The organism is Ruegeria sp. CK2 (assembly GCF_056536585.1).
Genome location: NZ_JBQFPW010000005.1, coordinates 21,170 through 45,905, shown reverse-complemented (window position 1 = coordinate 45,905; position 24,736 = coordinate 21,170). Strand labels below are relative to the sequence as shown.

27 protein-coding genes are annotated in these 24,736 nt (G+C 55.3%); 16 read left to right on the top strand and 11 right to left on the bottom strand.

The features are described 5' to 3' along the window. Window positions 1-2: 2 nt before the first annotated feature. Window positions 3-1,001 carry an asparaginase gene (locus ACR0BU_RS09530; RefSeq protein ID WP_480737006.1) on the bottom strand — a complete coding sequence of 333 codons (999 nt, stop codon included), beginning with the start codon at window positions 999-1,001 and terminating at the stop codon, window positions 3-5. Window positions 1,002-1,178: 177 nt separating this feature from the next. Here ACR0BU_RS09530 and ACR0BU_RS09525 point away from each other — a divergent pair, with 177 nt between their 5' ends. The 5 genes from ACR0BU_RS09525 to ACR0BU_RS09505 all read left to right on the top strand — a co-directional run bounded on the left by ACR0BU_RS09525 (window position 1,179) and on the right by ACR0BU_RS09505 (window position 4,670). Further along, window positions 1,179-1,712 carry an invasion associated locus B family protein gene (locus ACR0BU_RS09525; RefSeq protein ID WP_298934507.1) on the top strand — a complete coding sequence of 178 codons (534 nt, stop codon included), beginning with the start codon at window positions 1,179-1,181 and terminating at the stop codon, window positions 1,710-1,712. 175 nt (window positions 1,713-1,887) lie between these two features. Continuing rightward, window positions 1,888-2,055, top strand: a complete 168-nt coding sequence (locus ACR0BU_RS09520) for a hypothetical protein (RefSeq protein ID WP_298934508.1) — start codon at window positions 1,888-1,890, stop codon at window positions 2,053-2,055. A 149-nt stretch (window positions 2,056-2,204) separates the two neighbouring features. Next, a complete protein-coding gene (locus ACR0BU_RS09515; RefSeq protein WP_480737004.1) occupies window positions 2,205-2,582 on the top strand; it encodes a lysozyme inhibitor LprI family protein in 378 nt (125 codons plus the stop codon). A 78-nt stretch (window positions 2,583-2,660) separates the two neighbouring features. Then, on the top strand, window positions 2,661-3,848 hold the full coding sequence (rlmN, locus tag ACR0BU_RS09510) for a dual-specificity RNA methyltransferase RlmN (RefSeq protein ID WP_480737002.1): 1,188 nt from the start codon (window positions 2,661-2,663) through the stop codon (window positions 3,846-3,848). A 279-nt stretch (window positions 3,849-4,127) separates the two neighbouring features. After that, window positions 4,128-4,670: a cytochrome P460 family protein gene (locus ACR0BU_RS09505; RefSeq protein ID WP_480737001.1), complete on the top strand. Its 543-nt coding sequence runs from the start codon at window positions 4,128-4,130 to the stop codon at window positions 4,668-4,670. On the opposite strand, the gene ACR0BU_RS09500 is transcribed toward ACR0BU_RS09505, so the two are convergent. Further along, entirely contained in the window at window positions 4,667-5,011 is a 345-nt protein-coding gene (locus ACR0BU_RS09500) for a hypothetical protein (RefSeq protein WP_480737000.1), read from the bottom strand. The genes ACR0BU_RS09505 and ACR0BU_RS09500 overlap by 4 nt on opposite strands. Continuing rightward, complete coding sequence (locus ACR0BU_RS09495; protein ID WP_480736999.1) at window positions 5,008-5,934, bottom strand: DnaJ C-terminal domain-containing protein; 927 nt, start codon at window positions 5,932-5,934, stop codon at window positions 5,008-5,010. The genes ACR0BU_RS09500 and ACR0BU_RS09495 overlap by 4 nt, the downstream gene beginning before the upstream one ends. A gap of 159 nt (window positions 5,935-6,093) precedes the next feature. Between ACR0BU_RS09495 and ACR0BU_RS09490 the strand changes: the two genes are divergently transcribed. After that, window positions 6,094-6,477, top strand: coding sequence for a hypothetical protein (locus ACR0BU_RS09490; protein WP_299889658.1), 384 nt, complete (start codon window positions 6,094-6,096; stop codon window positions 6,475-6,477). Here the strand turns inward: ACR0BU_RS09490 and ACR0BU_RS09485 are convergent, their stop codons facing one another. Next, window positions 6,478-7,581: a cystathionine gamma-lyase gene (locus tag ACR0BU_RS09485; RefSeq protein WP_480736998.1), complete on the bottom strand. Its 1,104-nt coding sequence runs from the start codon at window positions 7,579-7,581 to the stop codon at window positions 6,478-6,480. Window positions 7,582-7,585: 4 nt separating this feature from the next. Beyond that, window positions 7,586-8,428 carry an LOG family protein gene (locus ACR0BU_RS09480; RefSeq protein ID WP_299889661.1) on the bottom strand — a complete coding sequence of 281 codons (843 nt, stop codon included), beginning with the start codon at window positions 8,426-8,428 and terminating at the stop codon, window positions 7,586-7,588. A 79-nt stretch (window positions 8,429-8,507) separates the two neighbouring features. Here ACR0BU_RS09480 and ACR0BU_RS09475 point away from each other — a divergent pair, with 79 nt between their 5' ends. The 4 genes from ACR0BU_RS09475 to ACR0BU_RS09460 all read left to right on the top strand — a co-directional run bounded on the left by ACR0BU_RS09475 (window position 8,508) and on the right by ACR0BU_RS09460 (window position 11,933). Further along, complete coding sequence (locus ACR0BU_RS09475) at window positions 8,508-9,419, top strand: threonine/serine dehydratase (RefSeq protein WP_480736996.1); 912 nt, start codon at window positions 8,508-8,510, stop codon at window positions 9,417-9,419. 151 nt (window positions 9,420-9,570) lie between these two features. Continuing rightward, the gene (dapD, locus tag ACR0BU_RS09470) at window positions 9,571-10,398 is read left to right on the top strand and encodes a 2,3,4,5-tetrahydropyridine-2,6-dicarboxylate N-succinyltransferase (protein ID WP_299078876.1); all 828 of its coding nucleotides are present in this window, start codon (window positions 9,571-9,573) and stop codon (window positions 10,396-10,398) included. 261 nt (window positions 10,399-10,659) lie between these two features. Further along, window positions 10,660-10,962, top strand: a complete 303-nt coding sequence (locus ACR0BU_RS09465; protein WP_480736995.1) for a TetR/AcrR family transcriptional regulator — start codon at window positions 10,660-10,662, stop codon at window positions 10,960-10,962. A 116-nt stretch (window positions 10,963-11,078) separates the two neighbouring features. Further along, the gene (locus tag ACR0BU_RS09460; RefSeq protein WP_480736993.1) at window positions 11,079-11,933 is read left to right on the top strand and encodes a nuclear transport factor 2-like protein; all 855 of its coding nucleotides are present in this window, start codon (window positions 11,079-11,081) and stop codon (window positions 11,931-11,933) included. Window positions 11,934-12,166: 233 nt separating this feature from the next. Here ACR0BU_RS09460 and ACR0BU_RS09455 read toward each other — a convergent pair whose 3' ends face one another. The 4 genes from ACR0BU_RS09455 to ACR0BU_RS09440 all read right to left on the bottom strand — a co-directional run bounded on the left by ACR0BU_RS09455 (window position 12,167) and on the right by ACR0BU_RS09440 (window position 13,825). Further along, window positions 12,167-12,304 carry an alpha/beta fold hydrolase gene (locus ACR0BU_RS09455; protein WP_480736992.1) on the bottom strand — a complete coding sequence of 46 codons (138 nt, stop codon included), beginning with the start codon at window positions 12,302-12,304 and terminating at the stop codon, window positions 12,167-12,169. A gap of 390 nt (window positions 12,305-12,694) precedes the next feature. After that, a complete protein-coding gene (locus ACR0BU_RS09450) occupies window positions 12,695-13,066 on the bottom strand; it encodes a ribbon-helix-helix domain-containing protein (RefSeq protein WP_298934522.1) in 372 nt (123 codons plus the stop codon). 14 nt (window positions 13,067-13,080) lie between these two features. Then, window positions 13,081-13,401, bottom strand: coding sequence for a muconolactone Delta-isomerase family protein (locus ACR0BU_RS09445; protein ID WP_480736990.1), 321 nt, complete (start codon window positions 13,399-13,401; stop codon window positions 13,081-13,083). A gap of 28 nt (window positions 13,402-13,429) precedes the next feature. Then, window positions 13,430-13,825, bottom strand: a complete 396-nt coding sequence (locus ACR0BU_RS09440; protein ID WP_298934524.1) for a VOC family protein — start codon at window positions 13,823-13,825, stop codon at window positions 13,430-13,432. A 316-nt stretch (window positions 13,826-14,141) separates the two neighbouring features. On the opposite strand from ACR0BU_RS09440, the gene ACR0BU_RS09435 reads away from it, so the two are divergent. From ACR0BU_RS09435 to ACR0BU_RS09415, 5 genes are all read left to right on the top strand, one after another. Next, window positions 14,142-15,872, top strand: a complete 1,731-nt coding sequence (locus ACR0BU_RS09435; RefSeq protein ID WP_480736988.1) for a sensor histidine kinase — start codon at window positions 14,142-14,144, stop codon at window positions 15,870-15,872. Then, a complete protein-coding gene (locus tag ACR0BU_RS09430) occupies window positions 15,869-17,089 on the top strand; it encodes a sigma-54-dependent transcriptional regulator (protein ID WP_480736987.1) in 1,221 nt (406 codons plus the stop codon). The genes ACR0BU_RS09435 and ACR0BU_RS09430 overlap by 4 nt, the downstream gene beginning before the upstream one ends. 125 nt (window positions 17,090-17,214) lie before the next feature. Next, window positions 17,215-18,225: a TRAP transporter substrate-binding protein DctP gene (dctP, locus tag ACR0BU_RS09425; RefSeq protein WP_480736985.1), complete on the top strand. Its 1,011-nt coding sequence runs from the start codon at window positions 17,215-17,217 to the stop codon at window positions 18,223-18,225. Window positions 18,226-18,291: 66 nt separating this feature from the next. Beyond that, entirely contained in the window at window positions 18,292-18,924 is a 633-nt protein-coding gene (locus ACR0BU_RS09420; protein ID WP_480736984.1) for a TRAP transporter small permease subunit, read from the top strand. Window positions 18,925-18,935: 11 nt separating this feature from the next. Further along, window positions 18,936-20,336, top strand: coding sequence for a TRAP transporter large permease (locus ACR0BU_RS09415; protein ID WP_298934529.1), 1,401 nt, complete (start codon window positions 18,936-18,938; stop codon window positions 20,334-20,336). A 265-nt stretch (window positions 20,337-20,601) separates the two neighbouring features. Here the strand turns inward: ACR0BU_RS09415 and ACR0BU_RS09410 are convergent, their stop codons facing one another. Continuing rightward, complete coding sequence (locus tag ACR0BU_RS09410; RefSeq protein ID WP_480736982.1) at window positions 20,602-21,681, bottom strand: helix-turn-helix transcriptional regulator; 1,080 nt, start codon at window positions 21,679-21,681, stop codon at window positions 20,602-20,604. A 127-nt stretch (window positions 21,682-21,808) separates the two neighbouring features. Between ACR0BU_RS09410 and ACR0BU_RS09405 the strand changes: the two genes are divergently transcribed. After that, the gene (locus tag ACR0BU_RS09405; RefSeq protein ID WP_480736980.1) at window positions 21,809-22,840 is read left to right on the top strand and encodes an alpha/beta hydrolase family protein; all 1,032 of its coding nucleotides are present in this window, start codon (window positions 21,809-21,811) and stop codon (window positions 22,838-22,840) included. Window positions 22,841-22,920: 80 nt separating this feature from the next. Here ACR0BU_RS09405 and ACR0BU_RS09400 read toward each other — a convergent pair whose 3' ends face one another. Further along, entirely contained in the window at window positions 22,921-24,462 is a 1,542-nt protein-coding gene (locus ACR0BU_RS09400) for an ankyrin repeat domain-containing protein (RefSeq protein ID WP_480736978.1), read from the bottom strand. Window positions 24,463-24,736 lie beyond the last annotated feature (274 nt).

The following is a 24,736-nucleotide window of genomic DNA, read 5'->3' as shown; positions in this document are numbered from 1 at the left end:
CCCTAGCCGGGGAAACCCGGCGCAGGTCTGATCACGCCGCATTCCAGCCCGCGACGGCTGTACTGCGTTGCGTTCATGAATTTGCGGGCGGCCGGGTGATCGGCGTCCAACACCCCAAGGCTGACCAGAATGGCGGCGATGGCGCATTCACTGGCGCGGGTTGCACCATCGGCGATTTTCAGTGCAACGCCCATCCGTTTTTCCGGGATGATTGCGACAAAAACGGCTTCAGCACCTGTCTTGATGGCGGCCCGGCCAGCCATTGCGCGCATCAATTCAGTACAGGCGCGGGTTTCCCCTGCGACCAGTTCAGGGTGTTTGATCATCGCGGCCGTCAACTGCTGAGCTGCATCGCTGGCGCGATCAGATCTGTCAGCGGAGGATGTGAACCACGCCATCGACCGTGCTAACCCGGCCAGCGAGGTTGCAAAATTCGGGGCAGAACAGCCGTCGATACCATAGGCTGGGCTGGTCTCGCCTGTGGTTTCTTCCACCGCAGACAGGCAGGCCTGCTGCACGGGGTGGTCGATCTCCAGGTATTCGGGTCCGGCCCCCATATGCTGGGCCACGGTCAGAAATCCGCAATGTTTGCCGGAACAATTGTTGTGGATCTGGCAAGGCGTGTCATCAGCCAGGATCAGCCCATCCCGCGCTGCCATATCGGCTGGCTCTTGTGGTCCGCAGCGCAGGTCGGGCTCTGCCAGACCTAAATGATCCAGCCATGCGGATACACGCTCGGTGTGAATCGCGGCCCCATTGTGCGAAGCACAGGCCAATGCTAGATGCTCAGTGTTCAGCCCATATTTCGCAGCCGCGCCTGACGTAATCAGTGGCAAAGCTTGAATCATCTTGGCCGAAGATCGCGGGTAGATGACTGCGCTGGGATCACCCCAACTGCGCACGATTTGTCCGGTATCATCGCAGATCACTGCGTGGCCCAGATGCAGGCTCTCTAACAGCGGTCCACGCCACAATTCTGTCATTGGTACGGGCTGCGTCATCTGGACCTCCGGTTTTATGCGCAAAAAACTGCCAATCGCCCTTTCGCCTGTGGCGAAACCTGCGTTAGTGTGTGTATGTCGGCAATCATCGGGATGCGCAACGTTACAGACGAACCGGCAGGGTTTGCAGCCTTTTCCGATGGATAAGAGGTATGGGTCGAGCTAGGAGGCTGGACAATGGGATCAATGCTCGTCCGCGTGATCGCGGGCCTGTGTGTGGCGGGATTGGCCACAACTGCAATCGCTCAGCAGGCGACAAGCACAAACCGGGTTGCGGCAAAAACCGATTGGAGCGTTTTTGTTGAAGATGATCCCACCGAATGCTGGAGCGTTTCTGCGCCTAAGGAAACCGTGAACACCAAGGGGGGTCGTGTTGTGTCCGTGCGGCGCAGCGACATCCTGTTGTTTGTGTTCTACCGTCCCAATGCCGAGGTCAAAGGCCAGGTCACGTTCACTGGCGGCTATCCGTTTGCAGCTGGGTCGACAGTGAACCTGACAGTCGACGGCAGTGAGTTCGAGCTGTTTACCGAAGGCGAGTGGGCTTGGCCGGCGACAGCCGCGGATGATGCTAAGATCGTCACCGCGATGAAGCGCGGCACCGAGGCCGTGTTAACGGCACGGTCTGAACGCGGGACGCAGACCAAAGATACGTTTTCGCTGTTGGGTTTTACGGCTGCAATTGAAGATGCTGAAAAGCGCTGCACAAACTAAACTTGGTTTGTGTAGCTTCTGAGCCTCGTCTTTCTCGCGAGGCTTTTTTTATTCAGATATCCACGGATGTAGTAGCGACCTCTTACGCGACGTCCGATTCTCGATTTGATCCGGATCAATGTGAAGCTCTTTTATTTCTGAACTAACTGGTTCAGACACAAACAGGAGCTGCCCGATGCTTAAAAAATCTTTTGTCATATTGCTGATGTTATCCGCGCCTTTGCTGAGCGCGTGTGAGAATACCGGTGAGACGTACCCCGTTAGTGGTGAACAATGCGGTCCGGAAGATCCGGTGAAAACCCTGGACGCGGCCGATTGTAACGTACCGCCCGCAGGGATTTGATACGTAGCCCCGTTCCGATTGTGTGACGGGTTTCGAAAAAGCGCTTTCGGCCGCAGGGGAGCCACCTTTGCGGCCGAGCTTCGTTTAGCTGCACGACAGTTATTGTGCTAAGCTGCTGCGAAAAGTGAATTCTAAGGGAGTATCGGACCATGCGCTGGGCTATTTTCGCCATGTTCCTTCCAAGCGTCGTAGTGGCGGACCCGGCAATGGAATGTTCCGATGCGAGTTCGCAGGTCGAGGTCGGCGCTTGCGTTACTGAAATGGAAGGGCGCGTGAATGGCGCGCTGGAAGAAAGCTATTCTTTCGCTATTGCCGCAGCGAAGGAACTCGATGACGTGACTGGGCGGGTCGCGGCGTTACCTGCGTTGGAAGCCGCGCAAAACGCTTGGGCCGCGTTCAGGGATGCGCAATGCGAGGCGGTTGGTACCTCATTCGGTGGCGGATCTGGCACGGGAATTGCGATTACGTCTTGCAGGATCGATTTGGGCCGTGCCCGCGTGGAAGAATTGCTGCATTTCGCAAATTGATCGGTACGAATTCTTTTGATCTTTGCGCGCAGTCCTATATAGAGGCGCATCCCAAGCCCGAAGCCCTGAGATTCAATCATGTCAGCCAAAGCGCCGATCACCCAAGACGTCATGACCATCCCCCGCAAACTGCCGGAGGGAAAGGTCAATCTTGTCGGCTTGACGCGTGACCGGCTGCGCGATGTTCTGATCGAACATGGCACGCATGAAAAACAGGCCAAGATGCGAACGGGGCAAATCTGGCAATGGATCTATCAATGGGGTGTGCGTGACTTCGCAGAGATGACCAACCTGGCCAAAGCTTATCGCGCGCAACTGGCCGAAAACTTTGTCATCGAAACCCCCGAAGTTGTGACGCGTCAGGTGTCTGAAGATGGCACGCGCAAATACCTGGTCCGCATCGCGGGCGGGCATGAAGTCGAAGTGGTCTACATCCCAGAAGAAGATCGCGGCACGCTGTGTATCTCGTCACAGGTTGGGTGCACGTTAACCTGTTCGTTCTGCCACACCGGCACCCAGAAACTGGTGCGCAACCTGACAGCGGCTGAGATCGTCGGTCAGGTGATGATGGCGCGCGACGATCTGGACGAATGGCCAACGCCCGGCGCGCCCAAGGACGAAACCCGCCTGCTGTCGAACATCGTTCTGATGGGTATGGGCGAGCCGCTTTATAATTTCGAGAATGTTCGCGATGCGATGAAGATTGCCATGGACCCCGAAGGGATTTCCCTGTCGCGGCGCCGCATCACCCTGTCGACCTCGGGTGTTGTGCCCGAGATTGCGCGCACGGCCGAAGAAATCGGCTGTCTGCTGGCGATCTCGTTCCATGCTACCACCGACGACACCCGCGATTTTCTGGTGCCGATCAACAAACGCTGGAACATCGAAGAACTACTGCAGGCGCTGGCTAGCTATCCCAAAGTCTCGAACTCTGAGCGGATCACGTTTGAATACGTGATGCTGGATGGCGTGAATGACAGTGACGAGGATGCCCATCGCCTGATCGATCATATCAAGCGTCACAAAATCCCAGCCAAGATCAATCTGATCCCGTTCAATGAATGGCCCGGCGCGCCGTACAAGCGTAGCTCGAACAACCGTATTCGCGCTTTTGCGAACATTATCTATCAGGCGGGCTATGCCTCGCCCATCCGCAAGACGCGGGGTGAGGATATCATGGCCGCCTGTGGCCAGCTGAAATCTGCGACCGAACGCGCGCGTAAATCGCGCAAACAGATCGAGGCCGAGGCGGGATTGAAGGGTTAGTCCCGACCGCATCTCAACGCAACGTTTCAGATCAGATCTGATACATTTTAGGTAAACAAAACCCGGTTTGGCGTCTCAAATCTGCGCACAAAGCGGTGAGCGTGTCATGGCGAAATTGGCAACTCGCCTGATGATTGCTATTATTTCCCTTGCCAATCTACATGGCAAAACGGCGAACTGGTTTTCAGGTGGGCCACTATTATGATCATAAATTTTAAACAAAATTTCCAAAAAACAACGATAGCATTTGCCTTGCTTCTGGCTTTTACCAGTACGGCGATGGCCGACGAACAAGATGCGCATTTGGCGATCGAGAACCCAGCCGAACTGAGCAAGGAAGAGGCCGAGGCGTTCTACAGGTCTTTGACCCGCCGCATGGCCCGGGGCTATGCGGCCGCCCGAATGGATCTGATCCGAAACTATCAAAACTGGCCATTGTTCAACGACGCACCCTACATCTCAGCCACTCATGGGCAGCGCTACGTTAACAGCTATGCCAACCGGATGGCGCACAATTATGGCACCCTGCAGGAAGGCGAAGCCCTGCCCATTGGCTCCGTTCTGGCCAAAGACAGTATGACCGTCACCGATGAAGGCAATGTGCACCCCGGCGCCATGTTTGTGATGGAAAAGCTGCCCGAAGGCACCAGCCCTGATACAGCTGACTGGCGGTACATTATGGTCTTACCGGACGGGTCGGTGTTCGGCGATACCACGGGTGATCGGTCTGCAGCTGTTGCCTATTGCCACGATTGCCATGAACAAGTCGCGGATCGCGATTACACGTTCTTTGTGCCGGAAGAGTACAGGGTGGCCAACTAATTTCGGCGGAAGCGCGCAGTGCCGATCACCTCGATCAAGGTGTTGCGAACAGCGTCAGGCTGGGCTTCGACCGCGCTCAGCACTTCCCGAAGTTCTGCCCGCAGACAATGCATCTGATCGATCAGAGAAATCATCATCGACAGCGCATCGGCTTCCATGTCGTATTGTTCATGCAACTCGCACGCCAGCTCAAGCCGTGCGACATCGATGCTCTGATACACCCAACCCTGTTCCGATTGCTCGGGGATCACGATTTCCGCGGCCAGATACTCTGATAAACGGTCTGAGGTGAGGCGGGTTATGGTGGAGATCAGTTCCTCTTCGGTCAGCGTACGGGTCATGACGGCATTCCTTTTCGCGGATCATAGCGGTGCGTTTCGCGCCAGCTCTCCATGAAGGTCTTCAGATCATCGTCAATTTTGTCGGGCACCGAGACAGTCAGCTCGATCAACTGATCCCCTCTGTCGGACGATCCACGTTTCTTGACACCTTTTCCCCGCAGTCGCAGGGTTTTGCCGCTGCTGGTTCCGGCTGGAACGTTGACATTGACGCCGCCATCAATTGTTGGGGCGGGGACTTTGCCACCCAGAACGGCCTCATCAATTGTGATGGGTAGCGTGATGTGGATGTCATCGCCCTGACGGTCAAACACCGGATGATCAGCAACCGATACCGACACCAGGGCATCACCCGCTGGGCCATCGCCATAGCCAGGCGCGCCTTTACCGCGCAAGCGGATGGTCTGTCCATTGGTGATGCCAGCTGGAATCTTGACCTCGATCCGATCGCCGTCGGGCAGGGTCAACTTTTGGCTGGCGCCAAAAACTGCATCCAGAAAACTGATCTGAAGCGAATAGTTTAGGTTGTGGCCCGGGGCGTGAAACTGATGGGTGCGCTGCTGGCCATGCTGCCCACGTCCGCGCATGAACTCGGCAAAGATGTCGGACATGTCGTCGGGTTCGCCATAAGCCGCGCCCGAGCGATAAGGGTTTCCAGCGGCTTCAGCGTAGTCGCGATAGTACTGTTGCTGTGGACGTTCCTGACCCGAGGCGTCAATCTCTCCATTGTCGTACCGTGTGCGGGTTTCGGGATCTTTCAACAGATCATATGCCGCTGCGGCGGCTTTGAACTTTGCTTCTGCCTTGGCATCACCGGGCTTGAGATCCGGGTGACATTCCTTGGCGATACGCCGATAGGCTTTCTTGATATCGGCTGCGCTTGCATCCTTCTGGACACCGAGGACCGTGTAAGGATCGTCGCTCATCTCACTCTCGCTGGTGTGGTCAGGTCTGATCTTGATGAAAGTGTTTTATCACGTGATTTCAACAGGTCAAAATGAAGAAGGGCACAAGCAGCCTCGTAAATTTTCGCAACTCTGTTAGAATTTACGTGTTTCGAATTATTTATTGATGGAGGCCGACCCATGTCACGCAGAATTAAGTCCGCTTTGGCCTTGCTGGCCGGGAACGCCATTGGTTTATTGTTGGCGACCCTGCTTTTGGCCGGGTTTGCGATCCGGCCGCTGTCATTCATCGTTGTGGTGATTGTCTTCACCTTGGTTCAGCTTGTGGCCGAGCCTTTGATCCTGAAGCTGGGCGAAAAGAAAGCGCCAGCACTGAAAGGCGGGATCGCTTTGATCGTTACGTTCGTTGGGCTTTTGGTGACGGATTTGATCACGGCAGGCCTGACGGTTGGTGGCATTTCAAACCTTTTGGCTGCCACTTTGCTGGTCTGGCTGGGAGCGCTGATCGCCAGCGTCGTTCTGCCGATCTATGTCTTCAAAGAACTGCGCGACCCTAAGCACTGATTATAGCGCATTCAGGCTGGCCTCGATCGCCTGCCAAAGCTCCTCAACAGGTTCACAGCCGACAGACAGGCGAATAAAGGCCGGATCGACATCGTCCCCCCACCGGGCGCGGCGTTCTGCGGAACTGTGAACGCCTCCAAAGGAAGTAGCAGGTCGCAAAAGGAGGCACGCGTTGATGAACTGTTCGGCTTTTGCTTCGTCTTTCAATGTGATCGACAGTAAAAATCCGAACCGGGCCGTTTGCGCCTGCGCAAGGGGATGAGATGGGTCGTCCGGCAGGCCCGGATAGCGGACTTGTTGCACAGCCTTGTGCGCCGTGAAACGCTCGGCCAGAACCTGAGCAGACGTACACATCCGGTCAAATCGAACGTCCAGCGTTTCCAACCCGCGATGTAAAAGCCACGCTTCATGTGGGCCCGGAATCGCGCCGGACACACGTCGCCACTCTTCGATCCGTTCCATGATCGGTGCGCTACGACTGGCGACATGACCCATAAGAAGATCCGAATGCCCCCCCATTGCCTTGGTGTCGGAGGACACAACAATGTCGATCCCGAGATCCAGCGGGCGCTGACCCAAAGGCGTCAGTGTTGTGTTATCGGCAATCGTAATGCCGCCAGCCGCACGGACGTCCCGTGCGACAGAAGCAAGGTCAATCGTCTCGAGACCCGGGTTCGAGGGGCTTTCGACAAACACCACATCGAAGCCATCAAACCCACCATCAGCGAAGGCTAAGGTGGGGCGCTCTTCGACCGCAACCCCGAGGTTGGATAAGAATCTGTCGGCCAGCAGCCGCGTAACGTAGTAGCCATCCGACGGGATCAGAATTCGCGATCCGGCTTTGACAGTTGCAAACAAAGCTGCCGAAATCGCTGCCATACCAGATGGGAAAGTCAGACAGGGTGCGTTTTCCAGATGCGACAGCACATGCTCTAAGTGGAGCCATGTTGGGTTGTCGACACGCCCGTAAGCCGCGTGCCCGTCCGGCGTGCCGGGCAGGTGAAACATGCTGCTTTGGGTCAACGGCAATGCCACCGGATCGCCTTTGGCTAGGGCGTTTCCGCGCAAATGAAGCATTTCGCCCGGTTTTAGGGGAGGTTTCATAATGTCAGCGCCCCGGAATCTCATCCCGAGGCGGGGCAGGTTCCCAGTTCTCGATGATGTCAACTGCTTGCTGCGCCGTGTCGACAAAACGGAAAAGGTTCAGATCTTCATCTGAAATCGTGCCGGCATCGGCCAGTGCTTCCCAATTGATCACCTTCTCCCAGAACTCTCGCCCGAACAGCAGGAATGGAACACGTTCCATGCGACCGGTCTGAATCAGGGTCAGGGATTCGAACAGTTCATCCATCGTGCCGAACCCGCCCGGGAAAATCGTAATTGCGCGGGCGCGCATCAGGAAATGCATCTTGCGGATGGCGAAATAGTGAAAGTTGAAGCTGAGTTCGGGTGTCACATATAGGTTCGGTGCCTGCTCGTGCGGCAGCACAATGTTCAGACCGATCGAGCAACCGCCTGCATCCTGCGCGCCACGGTTTCCCGCCTCCATCACACCGGGACCACCGCCGGTGACAATCACGTTTTCGTGGCCGCCACTTTGGTGCGATTTCTCTGTCATCAACCGGGCGAACTCGCGCGCCTCATCATAATATTGCGACAAACCAGCGAGTGTTTCGGTCCGCGCGGTGTGCTTCCGCGCAGGCTCAGGGATACGCGCGCCCCCGAACATCACGATGGTCGAGGTGATCTCACGCTCGGTCATGATCATTTCGGGTTTCAGCAACTCCAATTGCAGGCGCACAGGGCGTAGTTCATCCCGACACATGAAATCTTCGTCGGCGAACGCAAGACGATAGGCCGAGGAACGTGTCTGTGGCGTGTCCGGCACCTCGCTCGCGGTCGAGCGGTCGGTTTGTGCATCGCGAAAGGGGCTGAGGCGGTCTTCTCTCATTGCTGGGGGTTCCCTGCTTGCGTGTTTTTCAAACAGCTATAGGGTTCCCGGGCAGAGTGCCAGTCACGGAAAGACAAGAATGAATTGGAAGTCGGAAATTAAGGCAGCGGGCGATCGCATTGCTGGATACGCGCAGGTCACACCTGTCATGAAAAGCGACATCCCCGGATACCCGATCGAAATGAAGCTGGAACACTTGCAGCACACCGGCAGCTTCAAAGCGCGTGGGGCTTTCAACACGTTGCTCAGTTCTGATGTGCCAAGCGCAGGTGTGGTGGCCGCGTCGGGCGGCAATCATGGCGCAGCGGCAGCCTACGCCGCCCGCGCCTTGGGATATCCGGCGAAAATTTTCGTGCCAGAGCTGGCAGGCCCATCCAAAATTGCGCTGATTGAACAGACTGGCGCGGACCTGAGCGTGGTGTCTGGCGAGTATGCCAACGCTCTGACAACGGCGCGCGCGCATGAAAAAGAAACCGGAGCCATGCAGATCCACGCCTATGACGCACCAGCAACAGTGGCTGGGCAAGGCACCTGTTTTGCAGAATGGGACGCGCAGGGTTTACGGGCCGATACAGTCCTGATCGCGGTTGGCGGCGGCGGCCTGATTGCCGGGGCACTGGCCTGGTTTCAGGGTGCGCGCAAAGTGGTCGCGGTCGAACCCGAAACCTCATGCGCTTTGAATGCCGCGCTAATGGCCAACAAGCCGGTGGATGTTACCGTCTCTGGCATTGCGGCCAACGCGCTGGGCGCCCGCCAGATCGGGCAGATCTGCTTCGGGCTGGCGCGGGATGTAACCTCGGTGCTTGTGCCGGACGCCGCGATTTCCAAGGCCCAAAAGGCATTGTGGCAATCCCATCGGCTTCTGGTCGAACCGGCCGGGGCGACCGCGCTGGCCGCTTTGACGTCGGGGCGGTATCAGCCGGAGCCGGGTGAACGGGTGGCGGTTTTGATCTGTGGCGGGAATGTTGCTCCGGATCCGTTTGCGTCTTAGTCAGACCGTCTTGTGAAACTCAGGTTTCTGCCATGGTTCGCGGATTGATCGGGCGCTGACGCAATTTGGTTCACCTACGTCGCATTGCGCCATGGGCCATGCTTGCGTATAGGCCAGACCAACGTGAACAGATTCTGCAGGGAGTACCCCCATGTCCAACGCACAATTGGAAGCCGCGATTGAAGCCGCCTGGGAGGCACGTGACACGATCACCCCAGCCACCACAGGTGAGCAGCGCGAGGCGATCGAGGACACTCTGAACGCGCTGGACAGTGGCGCATTGCGTGTGGCCGAAAAGCAAAGTGATGGCAGCTGGCATGTGAACCAGTGGGCCAAGAAGGCGGTTTTACTGGGCTTCCGCATCAAGGACATGGAAGTCCAAACTGGCGGTCCGCAGGACGGTGGTTGGTGGGATAAGGTGGACAGCAAGTTCGCCGGTTGGGGTGAAAACCAATGGCGCGCTGCCGGTTTCCGGGCCGTGCCGAACTGCATTGTCCGTAAATCCGCGTATGTGGCGCCGGGCGTCGTTCTGATGCCGTCCTTCGTTAATCTGGGCGCCTATGTCGACGAAGGCACCATGGTCGACACCTGGGCAACCGTCGGGTCCTGTGCGCAGATCGGCAAAAACGTACACCTGTCGGGCGGTGTCGGCATTGGCGGTGTGCTAGAGCCGATGCAGGCAGGCCCAACCATTATCGAGGACAACTGCTTTATTGGCGCACGTTCCGAAGTTGTCGAAGGCTGCATCGTCCGCGAAGGCTCGGTTCTGGGGATGGGCGTCTACATTGGCCAATCCACAAAGATCGTGGATCGCGAAACCGGCGAGGTTACATACGGTGAAGTGCCGCCTTACTCGGTTGTTGTGTCGGGGTCGATGCCATCCAAGAACAACATCAGCCTGTATTGCGCTGTCATCGTGAAGCGGGTCGACGAAAAGACCCGTTCAAAAACTGGCATCAACGAGCTGTTGCGCGACTGATCCGATCACAGTGTCTCGGAATTGAAGCAGGTCGCCGCGGCAGTCGCTGCGACCTTTTTTCTGCGACGCCAAAGTGCAAAGCTTAACAGAGTCTAAGTAGAAACTACCCATTCTTTGTCTGCAGTGCAGGCCAAACCTGCCACTACTTTAGATCAGATCGATGTCTGCAGTTGTGTTTAGCCGGTGCTCCCCACAGAACACCTCTTCGTCTTCTTTTCCAGATGGGCTATCTCCCTTCTCTGTGAGTTCAGGAAGAAACCGATGGTCGAGCGCAAAACTGGAGACAAGCTGAGTGACATCCGTCGCGCAACCATAGCGGAGGTCTTGGAATGTGTGTCTTCGGCTGCTTCCGTGATCGCTGTTGCCAAACGCGCAGGGCTGGCTGTCGGAACTGTGTACCGCTACTATGAGAACAAGGAACAGCTCCTTCGTGCCGTCTATCTTGCGGTCAAAACGGAGCTCCACAATGCAATGATGACCGCTGCGGCAGAGGCATCAGGATCTAAGGCAAAAATTCGATCCATGTGGTTCGCTGTGCTGGCGCGCCATAAAGGCTTGATCTAACGTAAAATGAGCAATCAGTCATTTTAGAAACTATCAATAGGTCTGCCATGCGTCGCTCGTCCATCCTTCTTTCGGCCACCATTCTAGCAACTTTCGCCACTCAGGGGGTCGCTCAGATGACGGAAGATGAGATTCGCCGGGGTTTTCAGGAACATGCGGCACTGGCCCAATACTACCGATGGTATCAGTTCTACGAGCGTGTCGAGGGCGGCGTGTCGAACGCCATCGATATTCTCGCCGAAGATGTGGTCGTCACATCTGGTTTGGGGACAGCCAGAGGTCATGACGAATATGCGGCACGTGTGTCACAACTCCCGGATACTTGGAACAATGCGCATCACGTGCAGTCGGTCGCTATCGAGCATGGTGATGAGGGGGCTATGACGCTCAACGCTCAGATCACTTACCAGAATCGGGGCATGTTACCGGACGGTGCGGTGCGGCAGGCTGATCTAAGTTACACCGTCGAAATGGTGCCTGGGGAAACGGTCTTACCGCTACTGTCCAACGTTCTGATTGAGCAGGATGCTGAAACCGAAGCTGAAGACTTCAAGGATGCTTACCCCACTAACCGGATGCGGAGTCTTGTGCATTACTGGCTTGCGCTTATCGAAGATCCATCACGCAATGCGGAGCCGGTGCGCGAAATCCTCGCTGATGATTTCTCATTGAACTTTTCGAGCGGCGCGATCACCGACTTTGACGGCGTTGCTGCGTGGCTGGCAGGACCAGGCTCCCAGGTGGTCGCGAGCACCCATCTCATCAGCAACTTCCAAGCTGAAGAAACAGCTTCCAACACCTATTCGGTGACGATGGATTTCGACTGGTCAGGCATCCTTCCTAATGAAACGGTTTTGGTCGCTAAAACTCAACACAGTTGGGTGGTCACAAACGATCCAACCGAGCGGTTCGCATGCATTCAATCCGTCGATGTCGAGGTACTTGAAGCTTTCCGCCCTCGGGAAAACTAGTGTCTTAGAATCGACCGTCGGACCAGGTTGCGGTGGAGGTTGCTGAACAGATTGCTGCTGGTAGTGGCATTGCAGTGAGCCTTTCCCCGTATTTACGGGCACTCAGGAAAGCACGGATTCCATTCGCAACGATATCAGGAACCTCGATTTGCCGAACACGGCCAGCATTCTCTATCGTGATCAGTTCTGAATTCGAATTCTTCGTCGGTTTCGATGTCTTTTCCGAATCCAGTTTAGGTGGCATGATCGTTAAGCTTGAGCGTGGCCGCATTCAGCAGAACGAGCTTTTTGACATCGTCGGAGTATTTGATCGCGTAGGCGGAAGACGTGTGGCCGCCCATGGAAATCCCGACAAGGTGGAACTCATCCATATCAATTGCGCAGGAACGCAGGCAGGACAGACGAGTGCCTATCTATGGAGTAGTCCCGGCTCGGATTCCGCGTTCCCGCCGTGTCCGGCGAGGTCCGTTAGAACGAGATGATAGCGCCCGGAAAATATCCCGCCAGACTGAAGGAAACTGTTCTTGTCGCCATCCAATCGGTGGACTAGCACGAGGGTTTCCTTGTCCGATGAGTTTACGCTTTCGAAATAGTTAACCTCGTAGCTGTTCAGAATGAATGATCATTCATTAAACAGGCCGAGGAGAGCGAGACCACCCAAGGCCGATCGAGCCGCCAATAACAATCAGAAATTGTGCTACCAAGTGACCGAGAAGGCCAAAATCGAAGTAGATCAGTCACGAGTTGGACGGCAGCATACTTTAGAGCAGACGCGGCGCAGCTTTCTCGCGTTCATCAGACTCAAGCGCAAGAATGTCGGCGGCGGGTAGCTGAGAAAGCTGGACGCGCTCCTCGACCGGAATGAGCCCTCTCATCTGTAAATCAAGGTATCGCAGGCAGCACACGCGCAAGAAGGATGTGAAGTTACCAACGTCATGCCCGGCATCCAGGCTTTCATTGTAGAGACGATGCAGCAATTGCGGAACGCTGAGATCATCTCGCTCGCCAATCGTTTCCAGCGTCCGCCAGAAGAGTTCTTCCATGCGGACACTTGTGACCATCCCATCCATACGGAACGAGCGGGTATGAGACGCCCAAAGTGCCGGATCAGCATCGATAAAGAGTTGGCACATTTCGACGTCTCCTATTAGGCAGCGCGGCCGATCCGGCTTTTGACATCAGCTGCAAAGTCTTCATAACGGCGCAGAGATTTGACCTCGACCTGCACATGATGACCCATCTTCTGCATGATAGGCAAATCGAACAGAATGCGGTCGAGGACATCGGGGTTCTCAACTTCAACGATAGCGACAACTTTGCGCTCCCCGACTACTTTCCAAAGGTCTTTGACAACGCCCGCATCTTTTGCGCCAAGAGCTGCCTCAGCTTCCTCCTCCCAGACGCCAAGCAGGCCTTGTTGCGCCATCGTTGAATCGTACTCAACAGTAAATTCGAGCTTATAAAGCATGGTTTCCTCCCTTTATGCTTCTGTGGTCTTAGGCAAAGCGACCACCCTTCTCGATGACCTCGATCTGATAACCGTCGGGATCGTTCACAAAAAAGAAACGCGCGACACGATCTCCACCGGGACAAAAGTCGACGATGTCTTTTGGTGTTGCTCCGGCGGTTTCAGTCTTGGCCCTGGCGGCCTCAAGATCATCAACAACGATTGCCAGATGACCGTATCCATCCCCAATGTCGTAAGGTGTGTCGCGCTCTTTGTTGACGGTCAGTTCGATTTCGAAGTTGGCAGTGGGCAACGCCATGTAGATCAACGTGAACTTCTCAAAGTCCAGGCGGTCGACAATCTCTAAATCGAAGGCCCTCTGATAGAACGAGACGGATGTATCCTCGTTGATCACGCGGATCATGGAATGCGCAAGTTTGGTCATGGCTCCTCCTATCGAATGCTCCTAGCATTTGTTTACGAGGAGGTGGTATTAGGGGGCTACTACTTGCGGAATTTCTAGATTGGCGAAACGGACTTTCGTAGCAGCGTTTTTCCGTGCAGGCGAGTTGTCGTCGTTTTGTATTCGCTGCTGAAGTTTGTGGTCTGTGTAAGTCAGAAAGAACGCTTAGCTTAATGGCGGACTATAGAAATCCTGTTCGGCCTTTGTTTCCAGAAAACTCAAATTTGGGATTAGAGGTCTTGGGATGGACGGCAAAAACCGTCTGTGATCCTATGCGGTCGCAAATAATGGGCAGTCAATGCGTTCAATGCCGTACATTGTTGGTTTTTTTGGGGCCGCTGTCGCCAGCCTTGGCCTCTATCTGATGTCCTATCAATATTTCCTTTCAGAAGAACACTCCAAGGTTCTGGGGCGGCTGTCTCTGTACAAAAGCTCGGTAAAGGCCGAGTTGGAGCGGTTTTCCCACCTCACATATGTGCTGTCAAAAGACCCCTTTGTCATCGGAACAGCCGAAGGAGACGGCACAGGAACGTTGAACCGGCGCCTCGAGGATTTCGCGGCGCAGGCAGGTCTGGATGCGATTTACCTAATGGATAAAAACGGTATCACCATTTCCGCATCGAATTACCGCGATGTCGGAAGCTTTGTGGGTCAAAACTACGCCTTCCGCCCGTACTTTCAGAACGCACTCTCGGGTGAGCAAGGGCAGTTTTATGCAATTGGAGCGACAACCGGTCTGCCGGGATACTTTATTGCCAATGTGGTACTCAACGACGCGGCCGCACCGACCGGTGTCATTGCGATCAAGATTGATTTTTCGGATCTTCAGGAAAGTTGGAGAAATTCTGGTGAGCAGGTCCTGCTGGCAAACGAGGACGGAGTTGTTCTTTTGTCCTCTGATCCGGATTGGCAGTACCGTGTGTTGAATCCGCTTTCTGATCAACAACAGGAAAGGATCAGACAGGCTCGGCAATTTACAGGTCATCAGCTTGATCCGTTGGACTGGATCCAGTTGCCGGGAAACCAAGCCAGGATTTCAGGGGCGAAACGTCTTCATCTGGCCGCAACTGACCTGCCACATGGTTGGTCACTTCACTATTTTGCAAGTGACGACCGAGCAGTCGCGCGAAGCTGGCTGGTCACCGCTCTCTTCGTCCTTCTTGCGGGTGTGGCGTTCATCTTCCTGCAAGTACAACGAACGCGCCGCGTCGGGGCTGCGTTGGCAAGATCTGAGCAGGAAGAGGCACAACTGCGTCAGGCAAACGAGCGGCTTGCAATCGAAATCGACGACCGGAAGACTGCGGAACGACGCCTCAAGCGCACACAAGGCGAGTTGGAGCGCGCAAGTCGGCTGGCTGCTTTGGGGCAACTCTCTGCGTCTGTCACGCACGAACTGGGTCAACCCATTGCCGCCATGCGCAACCATCTGGTGGCGGCCGAGATCGGCACGTCTGGCCAAACCTCGCTAACGCAGAAAGTCGGCAGCCTTGTAGATCGCATGGAGGGCATAACACGCCAGTTGCGGTTCTTCGCTCGTTCGGAAAACGAACCGTTCGATAACGTCGATCTGTGCAACTCTGTGCGCGCCGCCTTGGCCCTGGTCGATCCGAATATTGAGCAGGCAAAAGTGGAAGTTTCCCTGGATGTGCCAGCCAATCCAGTTCTGATCCGAGGAATTGCTTTACGTGTCGAACAGGTGATAACCAACTTGTTGCGAAATGCCATGGACGCAACAGACGAAACGAGCGCGCCTGAAATTCGAATAGCCGTCACAGTTTCCGAAGACCAAGCCACACTTGAAATTCAAGACAATGGTCACGGCTTAGGGGAGGCGACACTGGCCGAGTTGCAAGAACCATTTGTAACCACAAGGGAGAGCGGCCGCGGCATGGGTTTGGGGTTGGCCATTTCCGCCAGCATTGTCAAAGATCACGATGGCACAATGACGGCCCGAAACCGGAGTGGCGGTGGAACGGTATTCTGTGTCACCTTCCCGAAAGCGTCACGACCTGAAGAAGCGAACGAATGAGTCAACAGCAACCCTTCAAAGTGTTGATCGTCGACGATGATAAATCGATGCGACAATCCCTTATCGAGTTGCTCGAAGCCGCAGGGTGGCGCGTCAGCGCTGTGTCGCGCGCGACACAGGTGGCGGAATATCTGACCGGTGCCACGCCAGATGTAATCCTTTCGGATGTGCGGATGCCAGGTATGTCGGGTCTTGAACTACTGGCCAGCCTGGATAAACAGATCGCGCCGCCGGTTGTGATTATCTCCGCACATGGCGACATCCCGATGGCAGTACAAGCCATTCAGGATGGGGCATATGGGTTCATCGAAAAACCCTATGAGCCGCGCCGTCTGCTGACGGTGCTGACACACGCGGCTGAGCAAAGCCGCATGCGTAACAGCAACGCGCGGCTGAAGGGCAGGCTGCTAAAACTGTCTGGACTGGACCGCATTTTGCTTGGCCAAACCGATACGATTACAGCGTTGCGGCAAGAGGTTCTCGATCTTGCGGACACCTCTGTTGCGGTCCTTTTGCAAGGCGATACAGGGACCGGAAAGGAGCTCGTAGCCCATGCCTTACATGATTTGGGTGGAACCTTGTTTCTGGATGAAATTTGCTCGTGTCCACTCGTGGTTCAAGCCAAGCTGCTAAGGGTAATCGAAGATCAGCAGGTGTTGCCGGTAGGTGCTGTCTCGCCGTTGCCGGTAAGCTTCAGGGTCGTGTCAGCGACTAACGAAGATGTCGTACAGGCAGCCGAGGAAGGCCGCCTGCGTCAGGACCTTTTGTTTCGATTGAACACGGTCGTATTGACTTTGCCTCCGTTGCGGCAAAGACGGGATGATCTGGTTCTTTTGGCAACGCATTTTCTGAACGAATACGCTCAGGTTTACGAGATCGATGCGCCAGAGCTCAATCAGGACGATCTCGCCGCTTTGCTTGCACATGACTGGCCCGGCAATGTGCGTGAATTGCGCCATGTCTGCGAACGGCGCATTTTGGCGGCCCGACGCGGAGGAGGGTCGGTGGCGCAGGCTATCCAAAGCGATCAGCACTTTGACGATGTGCCGGATACGCTGCGCGAAGCGGTTGCTGCTTTCGAACGCGAGCTCATTGGCAAAGCCATAAAGGCGCACAAAGGCCGTATGGATGCCGCCGCCGAAGCGCTTGGAATCGGACGACGTACTCTCAACGAAAAGATCGCTAAACTTGGTCTCGATAAAGAGGCATTATTGTAAGCGATACAGCCCTGCGGAAATCCGCAGAGCACCTGGAATATGGCCCGCATTTTCCTTCATAGTCAGCAAGCGTCGCATTCTGAATACTCCGCCCAAACGAATTGCGTGATCTGGGAGGAGCCACTATGCGCAAACACCTTAATCGGGCGGCCATTGCCGTCCTGTCGCTGACCGTCGCATCTGAGGCATTGGCCGTTGAATGGAATGTTTCCCTTTGGGGCAAGCGCCGCGCCTTTACCGAGCATGTCGAAAAACTTGCCGAACTGGTGAACGAAAAGACCAACGGCGAGTTTACCCTGAACATCAGCTACGGCGGGCTGTCGAAGAACAAGGAAAACCTCGACGGTATTTCGATCGGTGCTTTTGAAATGGCCCAGTTCTGCGCTGGCTATCACCGCGACAAGAACCCATCGATCACGGTTCTGGAACTGCCGTTCTTGGGCGTGACATCACTGGAACAGGAAGTCGACTTGTCGATGGCTGTCTACCAGCACCCGGCGGTGATCGAGGATCTGGCCCGCTGGGACGCGACCCTACTGATGCCGTCGCCCCTGCCGCAATACAACCTTGTCGGTGTTGGTGAAGCGCCGAAATCTCTGGCGGATTTTGAAGGTCTGAGTGTGCGTGCTACCGGCGGTATCGGCAAGGCAATGGAGACAGTTGGCGCGGTTCCAACTTCGATGTCCGCGTCCGAAGTACGTCAGGCAATGGACAGCGGTATCGTCAAGGCCGTCAGCTTTGCACCGCACGCCCATATGTCCTTCGGGACCATTGAGAACGGTACGTGGTGGACGACGAACCTGAACCCCGGAACCGTCAACTGCCCGGTCGTGGTGAACACACTTGCACTGGAAGGCCTTTCAGATGAGCATCGTGAGGCTCTGATCGGTTCGGTTGATGAAGCGCTGGATCACTACGTTTCCCACTACCAGACCAAAACGATGGAAGCCTGGGGCCCCGAGCTGGATCAGCGCGGCATCGAACGGGTCACGTTCAGCGATGAAGAAATCGCAGCGTTCAAAGAAGCAGCCGCCGCACCCGCTGCAGAGGCTTGGATTGCAGATAACACCGAACGCGGCCTACCAGCACAAGAGCTTTATGATCTTGTGACCGGGAAGATCGAAAACGGTAGCTAGTCCACTCACTACCCGGCGGCAAAACGGCCGCCGGGTAGTCTTTCTTTCCTGATAGCGGAGGAAACGATGGCCGCGTCATCCCTTGTGCTGTCCGACGACAGCCGTCTTAGCATTCTTGATCAGCGCCTCTACAAGCTCGAAGGTTTTTTGGCCCTGATCAGCGGTCTGGCAGTCTTTTCCCTGATGCTGATGGCTGTGGTTTCCGTCGGCGGCAGAAATTTCGCCAACGCCCCATTGCCTGGCTATGTCGACTGGATCGAGCAGGCGATGCCGCTGATCGCCTTCATGGGCATATCCTACGCACAGCGCGATGGTGGTCACATTCGAATGGACATGGTTGTGGGCGCACTAAAAGGGCGAACGTTGTACATTGTCGAATTCGTGACGACCGCTGTCATTCTGGCGCTGATCGTCTTGCTGATCTGGGGAAGTTGGGCGCATTTCGCACGCAGTTTCGACTTTGGCGCACCGCTTTGGAGCCGCGACAGCTCAATCGATATCGGCATTCCGCTGTGGCCCGCCAAGCTGTTGGCCCCGGTGGCCTTCAGTGTTCTTTGTCTAAGGCTCTTTCTGCAGCTCTGGGCCTACGGTCGCGCCATCCGTCACCCTGATCAATCGCCCATCGCCATCCCGCTGATCGCTGACGCCGCCACTCAGGCTGCGATGGAAGCCGAGCATGTCTCGGGCCACGACAACTGAGGTAAAATCTGATGGAGCCCATTGATATTGGCCTGATTGTCTCTGGCGGTATGCTTGTTCTTGTGGTGCTTGGAATGCGTGTGGCTTTTGCCGCTGCGACTGCGGGCATGGTTGGTCTAATCTGGATTTTCTGGGCAAAGTTCGGATACGATCCAGCGCGGTTCGGCAAGGCTGTGACTGTGGCCGTTAAAACCGCCGGTCAGGTGCCACATTCTAAGATCTCAAGCCAGGCGCTCAGCCTCATTCCGACTTTCATCCTGATCGGTTACCTTGCCTACTATGCAGGCTTGACCAAAGCGCTGTTTGAAGCCGCCAAGCGTTGGCTTGCCTGGGTTCCAGGCGGGCTGGCGGTTTCGACTGTCTTCGCGACCGCCGGGTTCGCTGCGGTTTCAGGAGCCTCGGTCGCCACGTCAGCCGTTTTCGCCCGCATCGCCATCCCCGAGATGCTGAAAATCGGCTACGACAAGCGCTTTGCTGCAGGTGTCGTCGCTGCAGGCGGCACGTTGGCCTCGCTCATCCCTCCCTCGGCAATTCTGGTCATCTACGCGATCATCGTGGAGCAAGACGTGGGCAAACTGCTTTTAGCCGGTTTCATTCCGGGCATGTTCTCGGCGCTGATCTACGGCTTGTTGATCATTGGCATGGCCGTTGTGATCAAAGACTTTGGTCCGGCAGTCTCAGGCTTTACATGGAAAGAGCGATTCATGTCTTTGCCGCCCGCACTGCCTATCTTGTTTGTCGTCGTGACGATTATCTTCTTTGTCTACAACCCATTCGGAGGCGATGCTTGGGGCACGCCAACCGAGGGCGGCGCAATCGGTGCCTTCGTTGTCTTCTTGATGGCGCTGTACCAGGGCATGCGCTGGTCTGAGCTCAAAGACGCGCTTTTGGAAACCGCCAAGCTGAGCGTAATGATCTTTACCATTATCTGGGGCGTGTTGGTCTACGTTCGCTTTCTGGGATTTGCTGAGCTGCCAAGCGCCTTTTCCGACTGGATAACCTCGCTTGAGATGTCACCCATGTTGATCCTGATCTGCATTCTTCTGGCCTACGCGGTTCTGGGCATGTTCATGGATGCGATCGGGATGCTGCTGCTGACACTGCCGGTCGTCTACCCCGCCGTCATGGCGCTGAACGGTGGCGACGCCGTAAGTGCAGCCGACAGTACCTTCGGCATGTCTGGGCCAATGTGTGCAATCTGGTTCGGTATCCTGGTCGTCAAAATGGCCGAGTTCTGTCTGATCACGCCACCGATTGGATTGAACTGCTTTGTCGTGGCTGGCGTGCGCGATGATCTAAGCGTTCAGGATGTCTTTAAAGGCGTAACACCCTTCTTTCTGGCGGATGCGGCGACAATCGCAATGCTCGTTGCCTTCCCCGCAATCGTACTTTGGCTCCCAGGACAGGTTTGAAGTATCACGTGGGTGGTTACAATGAAATTCGAAAAGACGAGTGGAAAGCATGAGCGTTCAATTTACGCGTCGTAGCGCATGAGGTTAAACCGTTTGCAACTAAAGCAATCTTTGTCCGCGTTTGGTGAATTCACTAATCTCAAAGTTTTGCGTTTGCGACGAACGTCGAAAAAGTGGGCAGTAGCTGCATCCCGGTAGCTGTTGATGTCTCTCATGGGCTACTACGGTCATTTGATTTGTGACCGATTACTTTCGCCGAGCTGACTCATTTAGCGTCTAGCGGATTTTGACCGTCGAACCGAGGTTTCTGCGTTGATTTGCGTAGTGTTCGGTACTCGATAGGCGATTGTCCGTAGACCCGTTGGAATGCACGATAGAAGTTTGAACGTGCTATGAACCCTGATTGAGTAGCGATTTTGGCAACGCTTTCGTCAGTGTCGGCAAGCAACCGGGCCGCATGAGCCAAACGAAACTCGTTCACGTATTGCGACATGTTGGTTCCCTGAGTTCTGTTGACAGCAGACGACAAGGTGCGGGCGGGAAGGCTCAGGCGCTTGGCAAGTCGTTGAACGGTAATGTTGGGGTCCAGAAAAAGCTGTTGTTCATCCATCAATACCTGCAGTCGATCCACGACTTCTGCGTCTTCAGTACTGGCAACTGACGCTGAGTTTGACGCCGTGTTGACCTTGGAAAACATCAATGGGAGCGTGATTGATGTCGCAAGAAGAAGAAAGATCAACGGAACAGTTCCGTAAGAAATCAGTATTGAGGCATTGGCGCCCTTGTTAACCGCAAAGTCGATTGCGATCGCAGTGTCCAAAACAAGTACAAAGACGAGAAACCCAATGCCGCGTAAAAGCCAGTTGGAAAGGGTCTGGATAACATCGACCCGTGCTTGAATCAGTGCGTCGGGACCCTTCCGCCAAAGTAAAAAGAGAGCGACGCAATAATACGAATAGCTGGCACTGATAACCCAATCCAGACTTCTCAAGTCGCTGGCCAAGAGCAGGTACAACCCGATCAAAATGAACGGCGCAGCCAGGTGCACGAAGACGATCTTGGCGACGTCGTGCCTTTCGAGAGCCATCGATGCAAAGCTCAGATAAAGGAGTGGCCCGAGGAACAAGGGCAACGTGCGTTGCAGCGGGATCAACTCCTCGATTCGATAGCCAAACCGCAGACCGACCAACAGGGATGAGAAGGCGCCCAACCCAAAAAAGGCCGAGAACAACATGTTGGCCAGACGAAAGCCCAGATCCAGACGCCAGGCCAGCATGGTAAGCACACCGCAAAGCAGCGCTGTCGCCAGCGGCAAGGGGAAACTGATCAACCCGGGGCTGTCCATTTGTCCTCTTTCTATCGCGACCTGTCCTCGATCAAGATCAAGGACAGGTATAGGCAGTGCAACTCATTGTTTCAAATAAACCTACGGCTCAGCTTTGACGTATCTTGAACGATGATCGGAGCTTTCGATGAGACAAACTTCTTACCTTTTTGCTGGAATCTTAGCTATGTGCGCAGCCACGGCATTTGCCCAGCCGTACCGGTCTGCAATGACAGAACTCAAGATCGCCGACGTCGAGGGAGAACGCCATCTGTCCGGGTTTATTTGGTATCCAACAGATGCCACTGGGCCAGAAACTTATGACTTCGACAGTGAAGTGTGGGTGGGGACGAAAGTTGTGAAAGATGCTGCGCCAGCGACGAGCCGGTTCCCGCTTGTTGTCTTATCTCATGGTATGTTTGGTAACGCTTACAATCAGGCGTGGCTTGCCGGGGCCCTAGCGCAACGCGGTTACATTGTGGCCGCGGTCAGCCATCCTGGTACGTCAACCTGGTCCCGCGATCCCGATCTAACGCGGCAACTATGGGAGCGGCCTAAGGACATTTCCCGTGTTATCGACCATGCGACTGGCGCATCTGATTTTTCGCAATATGTCGATTCAGACAGGATCTATATGGCGGGACACTCACTGGGTGGGTTCACGGCTGTTGCCCTGGCCGGTGCGCGCTACGACGCGGCTGGGTTAAGTCAGTTTTGCGCCATTCAGCCAGACGAGCTGGCCTGTGGCATCCTTTCGAATTGGAAAATCGCGCAAACACCTGAAGATCGCGTTCAGATGGAGGCCGATCTGTCCGACAGCCGGATCAAGGCATTTGCCGTTTTTGACCTTGGCGGAACTCAGAGCTTTTCCGGCACCAGCCTTCGTCAAATTGACCGACCCATGCTTGTCTTTGGGGCACCAATCATGAATTCGGGTCTGACGCTCGACATTGAATCCCGCGCGTTGATTGCTGCCCTACCAGAGAGCAATTCGCGCTATATCGAGCCGAAGACGTTATCGCATTTCGATTTCTTGGGCCGCTGCAAGCCTGAAGGCTATGAACTTCTGGCAAAAGAAGAACCGGGAGACGAGATCATCTGCTCAGATGGTGGCACAGCGCGTGCTGCCAAGCATGAGATGATCATCGACGCTGTAACGGATTTCTTTTCGAATTCCTAACGCGACCGGAGGCGGAATGTTCTGGTCAATCCGGCCTTCCGCCTTCGCCATCTCCTGCTGACATGATCGCATAAACCAGTTTAGGCGATACCACCGTCGACAACTTGATCGGGATATCGTTCCGCCCAATCTGACAAAAATTCAGATACGGTATCCTGGCTTGCCAGTTCTATGGCGCGGTGCGGGAGAGCGACACCTTCCCGCAGCGCCAGACTCAGACACCGAGTATAGTCGCGGTCTAATCGTTGCGGGCAGTTCTCCGATCCATGAATAATTGTCGACAGAAGTGTTCCCCCATAGCCGTTCACATGTGTCAGGTCTGGCTTTAACGACAGAAGGTATTCCATGACCTCTGGCAAGCCCTCCCACCCGGCGACCTGCACCGGCGTCAATCCTTCGGTATCCGGGCGGTCATATTCAACTCCTACGGCGACCAGCCGTTGAATGTGATCCAGTTTGCCCGGGATATGCAAGATCATTCGGATGATATTGCGGTAAGCGTCAGGTATCGTGTCTGGATCAACTTTGCCCGACGGCTGAACGCCATCGGCAACAGCAGCTAGTAGTGTTTCGATCTCACTCAAATCAGTATCTGCGCCGCGCTCTTCGAGCACCCTCGCCAAACTGGCATTTCCAAACACTCGCGCATAAGCATAGGGCGTTGTGTTCTCGAAAGGGCGGTTCAATTCGGCGCCATTTTCAAGAAGAAGTTCCACCATATCTGGTGTGGCCATCCTTCGCGCCGCTTGGTGTAGCGCAGGAACGACCCATGGTGCTTCGCCGCCAACATGCGTCCCGTCAAATTCATCTACTTTAGCCCCATGGTTGAGAAGCATCTGAACCGCCGTTGTGTCATGGAAGTCCATCGCGCGCAGCAATGCGTTTGTCCCCTTCGGGTCGGCGCCATGATCCAGAAGCAGTTGTAATCCCTTATGATGACCGAGCTCGGTAGAGTGATAAAGGCTCTCGCCGTCGTTCGGATTTGCTCCGTTCTCTAGCAACCATTGCCCAAGAACCATATTGTCGGCATGGCCGATGGCGAAGTAAAGCGGCGATAGCTTATAGTCGTTGCCATGATAGACCGGCGCACCGAGATCGACATCAGCACCAGATTTCAGAAGTGCATTCGCGATATCAAGCATGTCACTAGCCAGCTCAGGTGCGCGATGGATCCACTTGGATCGGGCAAGGATCGTAAGAGGAGGCGCCAGATCGCCAATGAGCTGCGTCGCCAATTTAGGCGTCCGGTCTAGAAGTTTCCTTACGTCGGACTTGCGATAAAGGGCCAGACAAAGCCCGAAATCTCCGTCTGCCAAGTCTGGTGTGTCAGCAAGAAGTTGATCAACAGCGGTGAAGTGACCTTGAGCAAGCGCCAGTTTCAGGCGTTGCCGCTTGGCGGCTTTGTCCATGCCAAGCAAATCGGCCGCGAACTTTAGGGCAGGCCAGGACGGAAAACTGTGCTCGCGCGCAATGACGTGCAAATAGTCGGAGTGTTTAAGAGCTGTTGCCTCCGGTCGAGGTGGATAGTTTGCGATGCGTTGACGGGCACGCAATTCGCCTGCTTCATAGGCTTTGCGAAGTGCTTTGGCGTCGCGGCGCAATTGGTCCAGGGATTTTGTCATCGGTGTCCTCACTTTTGGCTCGATGGTCCGCTGGAAACGAGCATGAGACATACCGAAAGAAGGTTGTCGTCTTGTTGATAGAGATGCCGATGACAGCTTTCCGCGGACCTGGACGCTTTCCCTAAAAGCATTCACAACATAACCACTCGAAGTAGTACCCGCAAGATCAGCTTGAGTGGAGTGCGAAGGGCGGAACGACCGCAAAGCAAAAGCCGCGGTGCAGAGAGAAGTACACTTTTGGATGTCCGCCTTGGGTCGTCCTCGAGATTTGTCA

Coding starts and splice junctions, on each gene's coding strand:
- ACR0BU_RS09530 (WP_480737006.1), bottom strand. CDS start 1,001: ATGACGCAGCCCGTACCAATGACAGAATTGTGGCGTGGACCGCTGTTA.
- ACR0BU_RS09525 (WP_298934507.1), top strand. CDS start 1,179: ATGGGATCAATGCTCGTCCGCGTGATCGCGGGCCTGTGTGTGGCGGGA.
- ACR0BU_RS09520 (WP_298934508.1), top strand. CDS start 1,888: ATGCTTAAAAAATCTTTTGTCATATTGCTGATGTTATCCGCGCCTTTG.
- ACR0BU_RS09515 (WP_480737004.1), top strand. CDS start 2,205: ATGCGCTGGGCTATTTTCGCCATGTTCCTTCCAAGCGTCGTAGTGGCG.
- rlmN (WP_480737002.1), top strand. CDS start 2,661: ATGTCAGCCAAAGCGCCGATCACCCAAGACGTCATGACCATCCCCCGC.
- ACR0BU_RS09505 (WP_480737001.1), top strand. CDS start 4,128: ATGGCCGACGAACAAGATGCGCATTTGGCGATCGAGAACCCAGCCGAA.
- ACR0BU_RS09500 (WP_480737000.1), bottom strand. CDS start 5,011: ATGACCCGTACGCTGACCGAAGAGGAACTGATCTCCACCATAACCCGC.
- ACR0BU_RS09495 (WP_480736999.1), bottom strand. CDS start 5,934: ATGAGCGACGATCCTTACACGGTCCTCGGTGTCCAGAAGGATGCAAGC.
- ACR0BU_RS09490 (WP_299889658.1), top strand. CDS start 6,094: ATGTCACGCAGAATTAAGTCCGCTTTGGCCTTGCTGGCCGGGAACGCC.
- ACR0BU_RS09485 (WP_480736998.1), bottom strand. CDS start 7,581: ATGAAACCTCCCCTAAAACCGGGCGAAATGCTTCATTTGCGCGGAAAC.
- ACR0BU_RS09480 (WP_299889661.1), bottom strand. CDS start 8,428: ATGAGAGAAGACCGCCTCAGCCCCTTTCGCGATGCACAAACCGACCGC.
- ACR0BU_RS09475 (WP_480736996.1), top strand. CDS start 8,508: ATGAATTGGAAGTCGGAAATTAAGGCAGCGGGCGATCGCATTGCTGGA.
- dapD (WP_299078876.1), top strand. CDS start 9,571: ATGTCCAACGCACAATTGGAAGCCGCGATTGAAGCCGCCTGGGAGGCA.
- ACR0BU_RS09465 (WP_480736995.1), top strand. CDS start 10,660: ATGGTCGAGCGCAAAACTGGAGACAAGCTGAGTGACATCCGTCGCGCA.
- ACR0BU_RS09460 (WP_480736993.1), top strand. CDS start 11,079: ATGACGGAAGATGAGATTCGCCGGGGTTTTCAGGAACATGCGGCACTG.
- ACR0BU_RS09455 (WP_480736992.1), bottom strand. CDS start 12,304: ATGGATGAGTTCCACCTTGTCGGGATTTCCATGGGCGGCCACACGTCT.
- ACR0BU_RS09450 (WP_298934522.1), bottom strand. CDS start 13,066: ATGTGCCAACTCTTTATCGATGCTGATCCGGCACTTTGGGCGTCTCAT.
- ACR0BU_RS09445 (WP_480736990.1), bottom strand. CDS start 13,401: ATGCTTTATAAGCTCGAATTTACTGTTGAGTACGATTCAACGATGGCG.
- ACR0BU_RS09440 (WP_298934524.1), bottom strand. CDS start 13,825: ATGACCAAACTTGCGCATTCCATGATCCGCGTGATCAACGAGGATACA.
- ACR0BU_RS09435 (WP_480736988.1), top strand. CDS start 14,142: ATGCGTTCAATGCCGTACATTGTTGGTTTTTTTGGGGCCGCTGTCGCC.
- ACR0BU_RS09430 (WP_480736987.1), top strand. CDS start 15,869: ATGAGTCAACAGCAACCCTTCAAAGTGTTGATCGTCGACGATGATAAA.
- dctP (WP_480736985.1), top strand. CDS start 17,215: ATGCGCAAACACCTTAATCGGGCGGCCATTGCCGTCCTGTCGCTGACC.
- ACR0BU_RS09420 (WP_480736984.1), top strand. CDS start 18,292: ATGGCCGCGTCATCCCTTGTGCTGTCCGACGACAGCCGTCTTAGCATT.
- ACR0BU_RS09415 (WP_298934529.1), top strand. CDS start 18,936: ATGGAGCCCATTGATATTGGCCTGATTGTCTCTGGCGGTATGCTTGTT.
- ACR0BU_RS09410 (WP_480736982.1), bottom strand. CDS start 21,681: ATGGACAGCCCCGGGTTGATCAGTTTCCCCTTGCCGCTGGCGACAGCG.
- ACR0BU_RS09405 (WP_480736980.1), top strand. CDS start 21,809: ATGAGACAAACTTCTTACCTTTTTGCTGGAATCTTAGCTATGTGCGCA.
- ACR0BU_RS09400 (WP_480736978.1), bottom strand. CDS start 24,462: ATGACAAAATCCCTGGACCAATTGCGCCGCGACGCCAAAGCACTTCGC.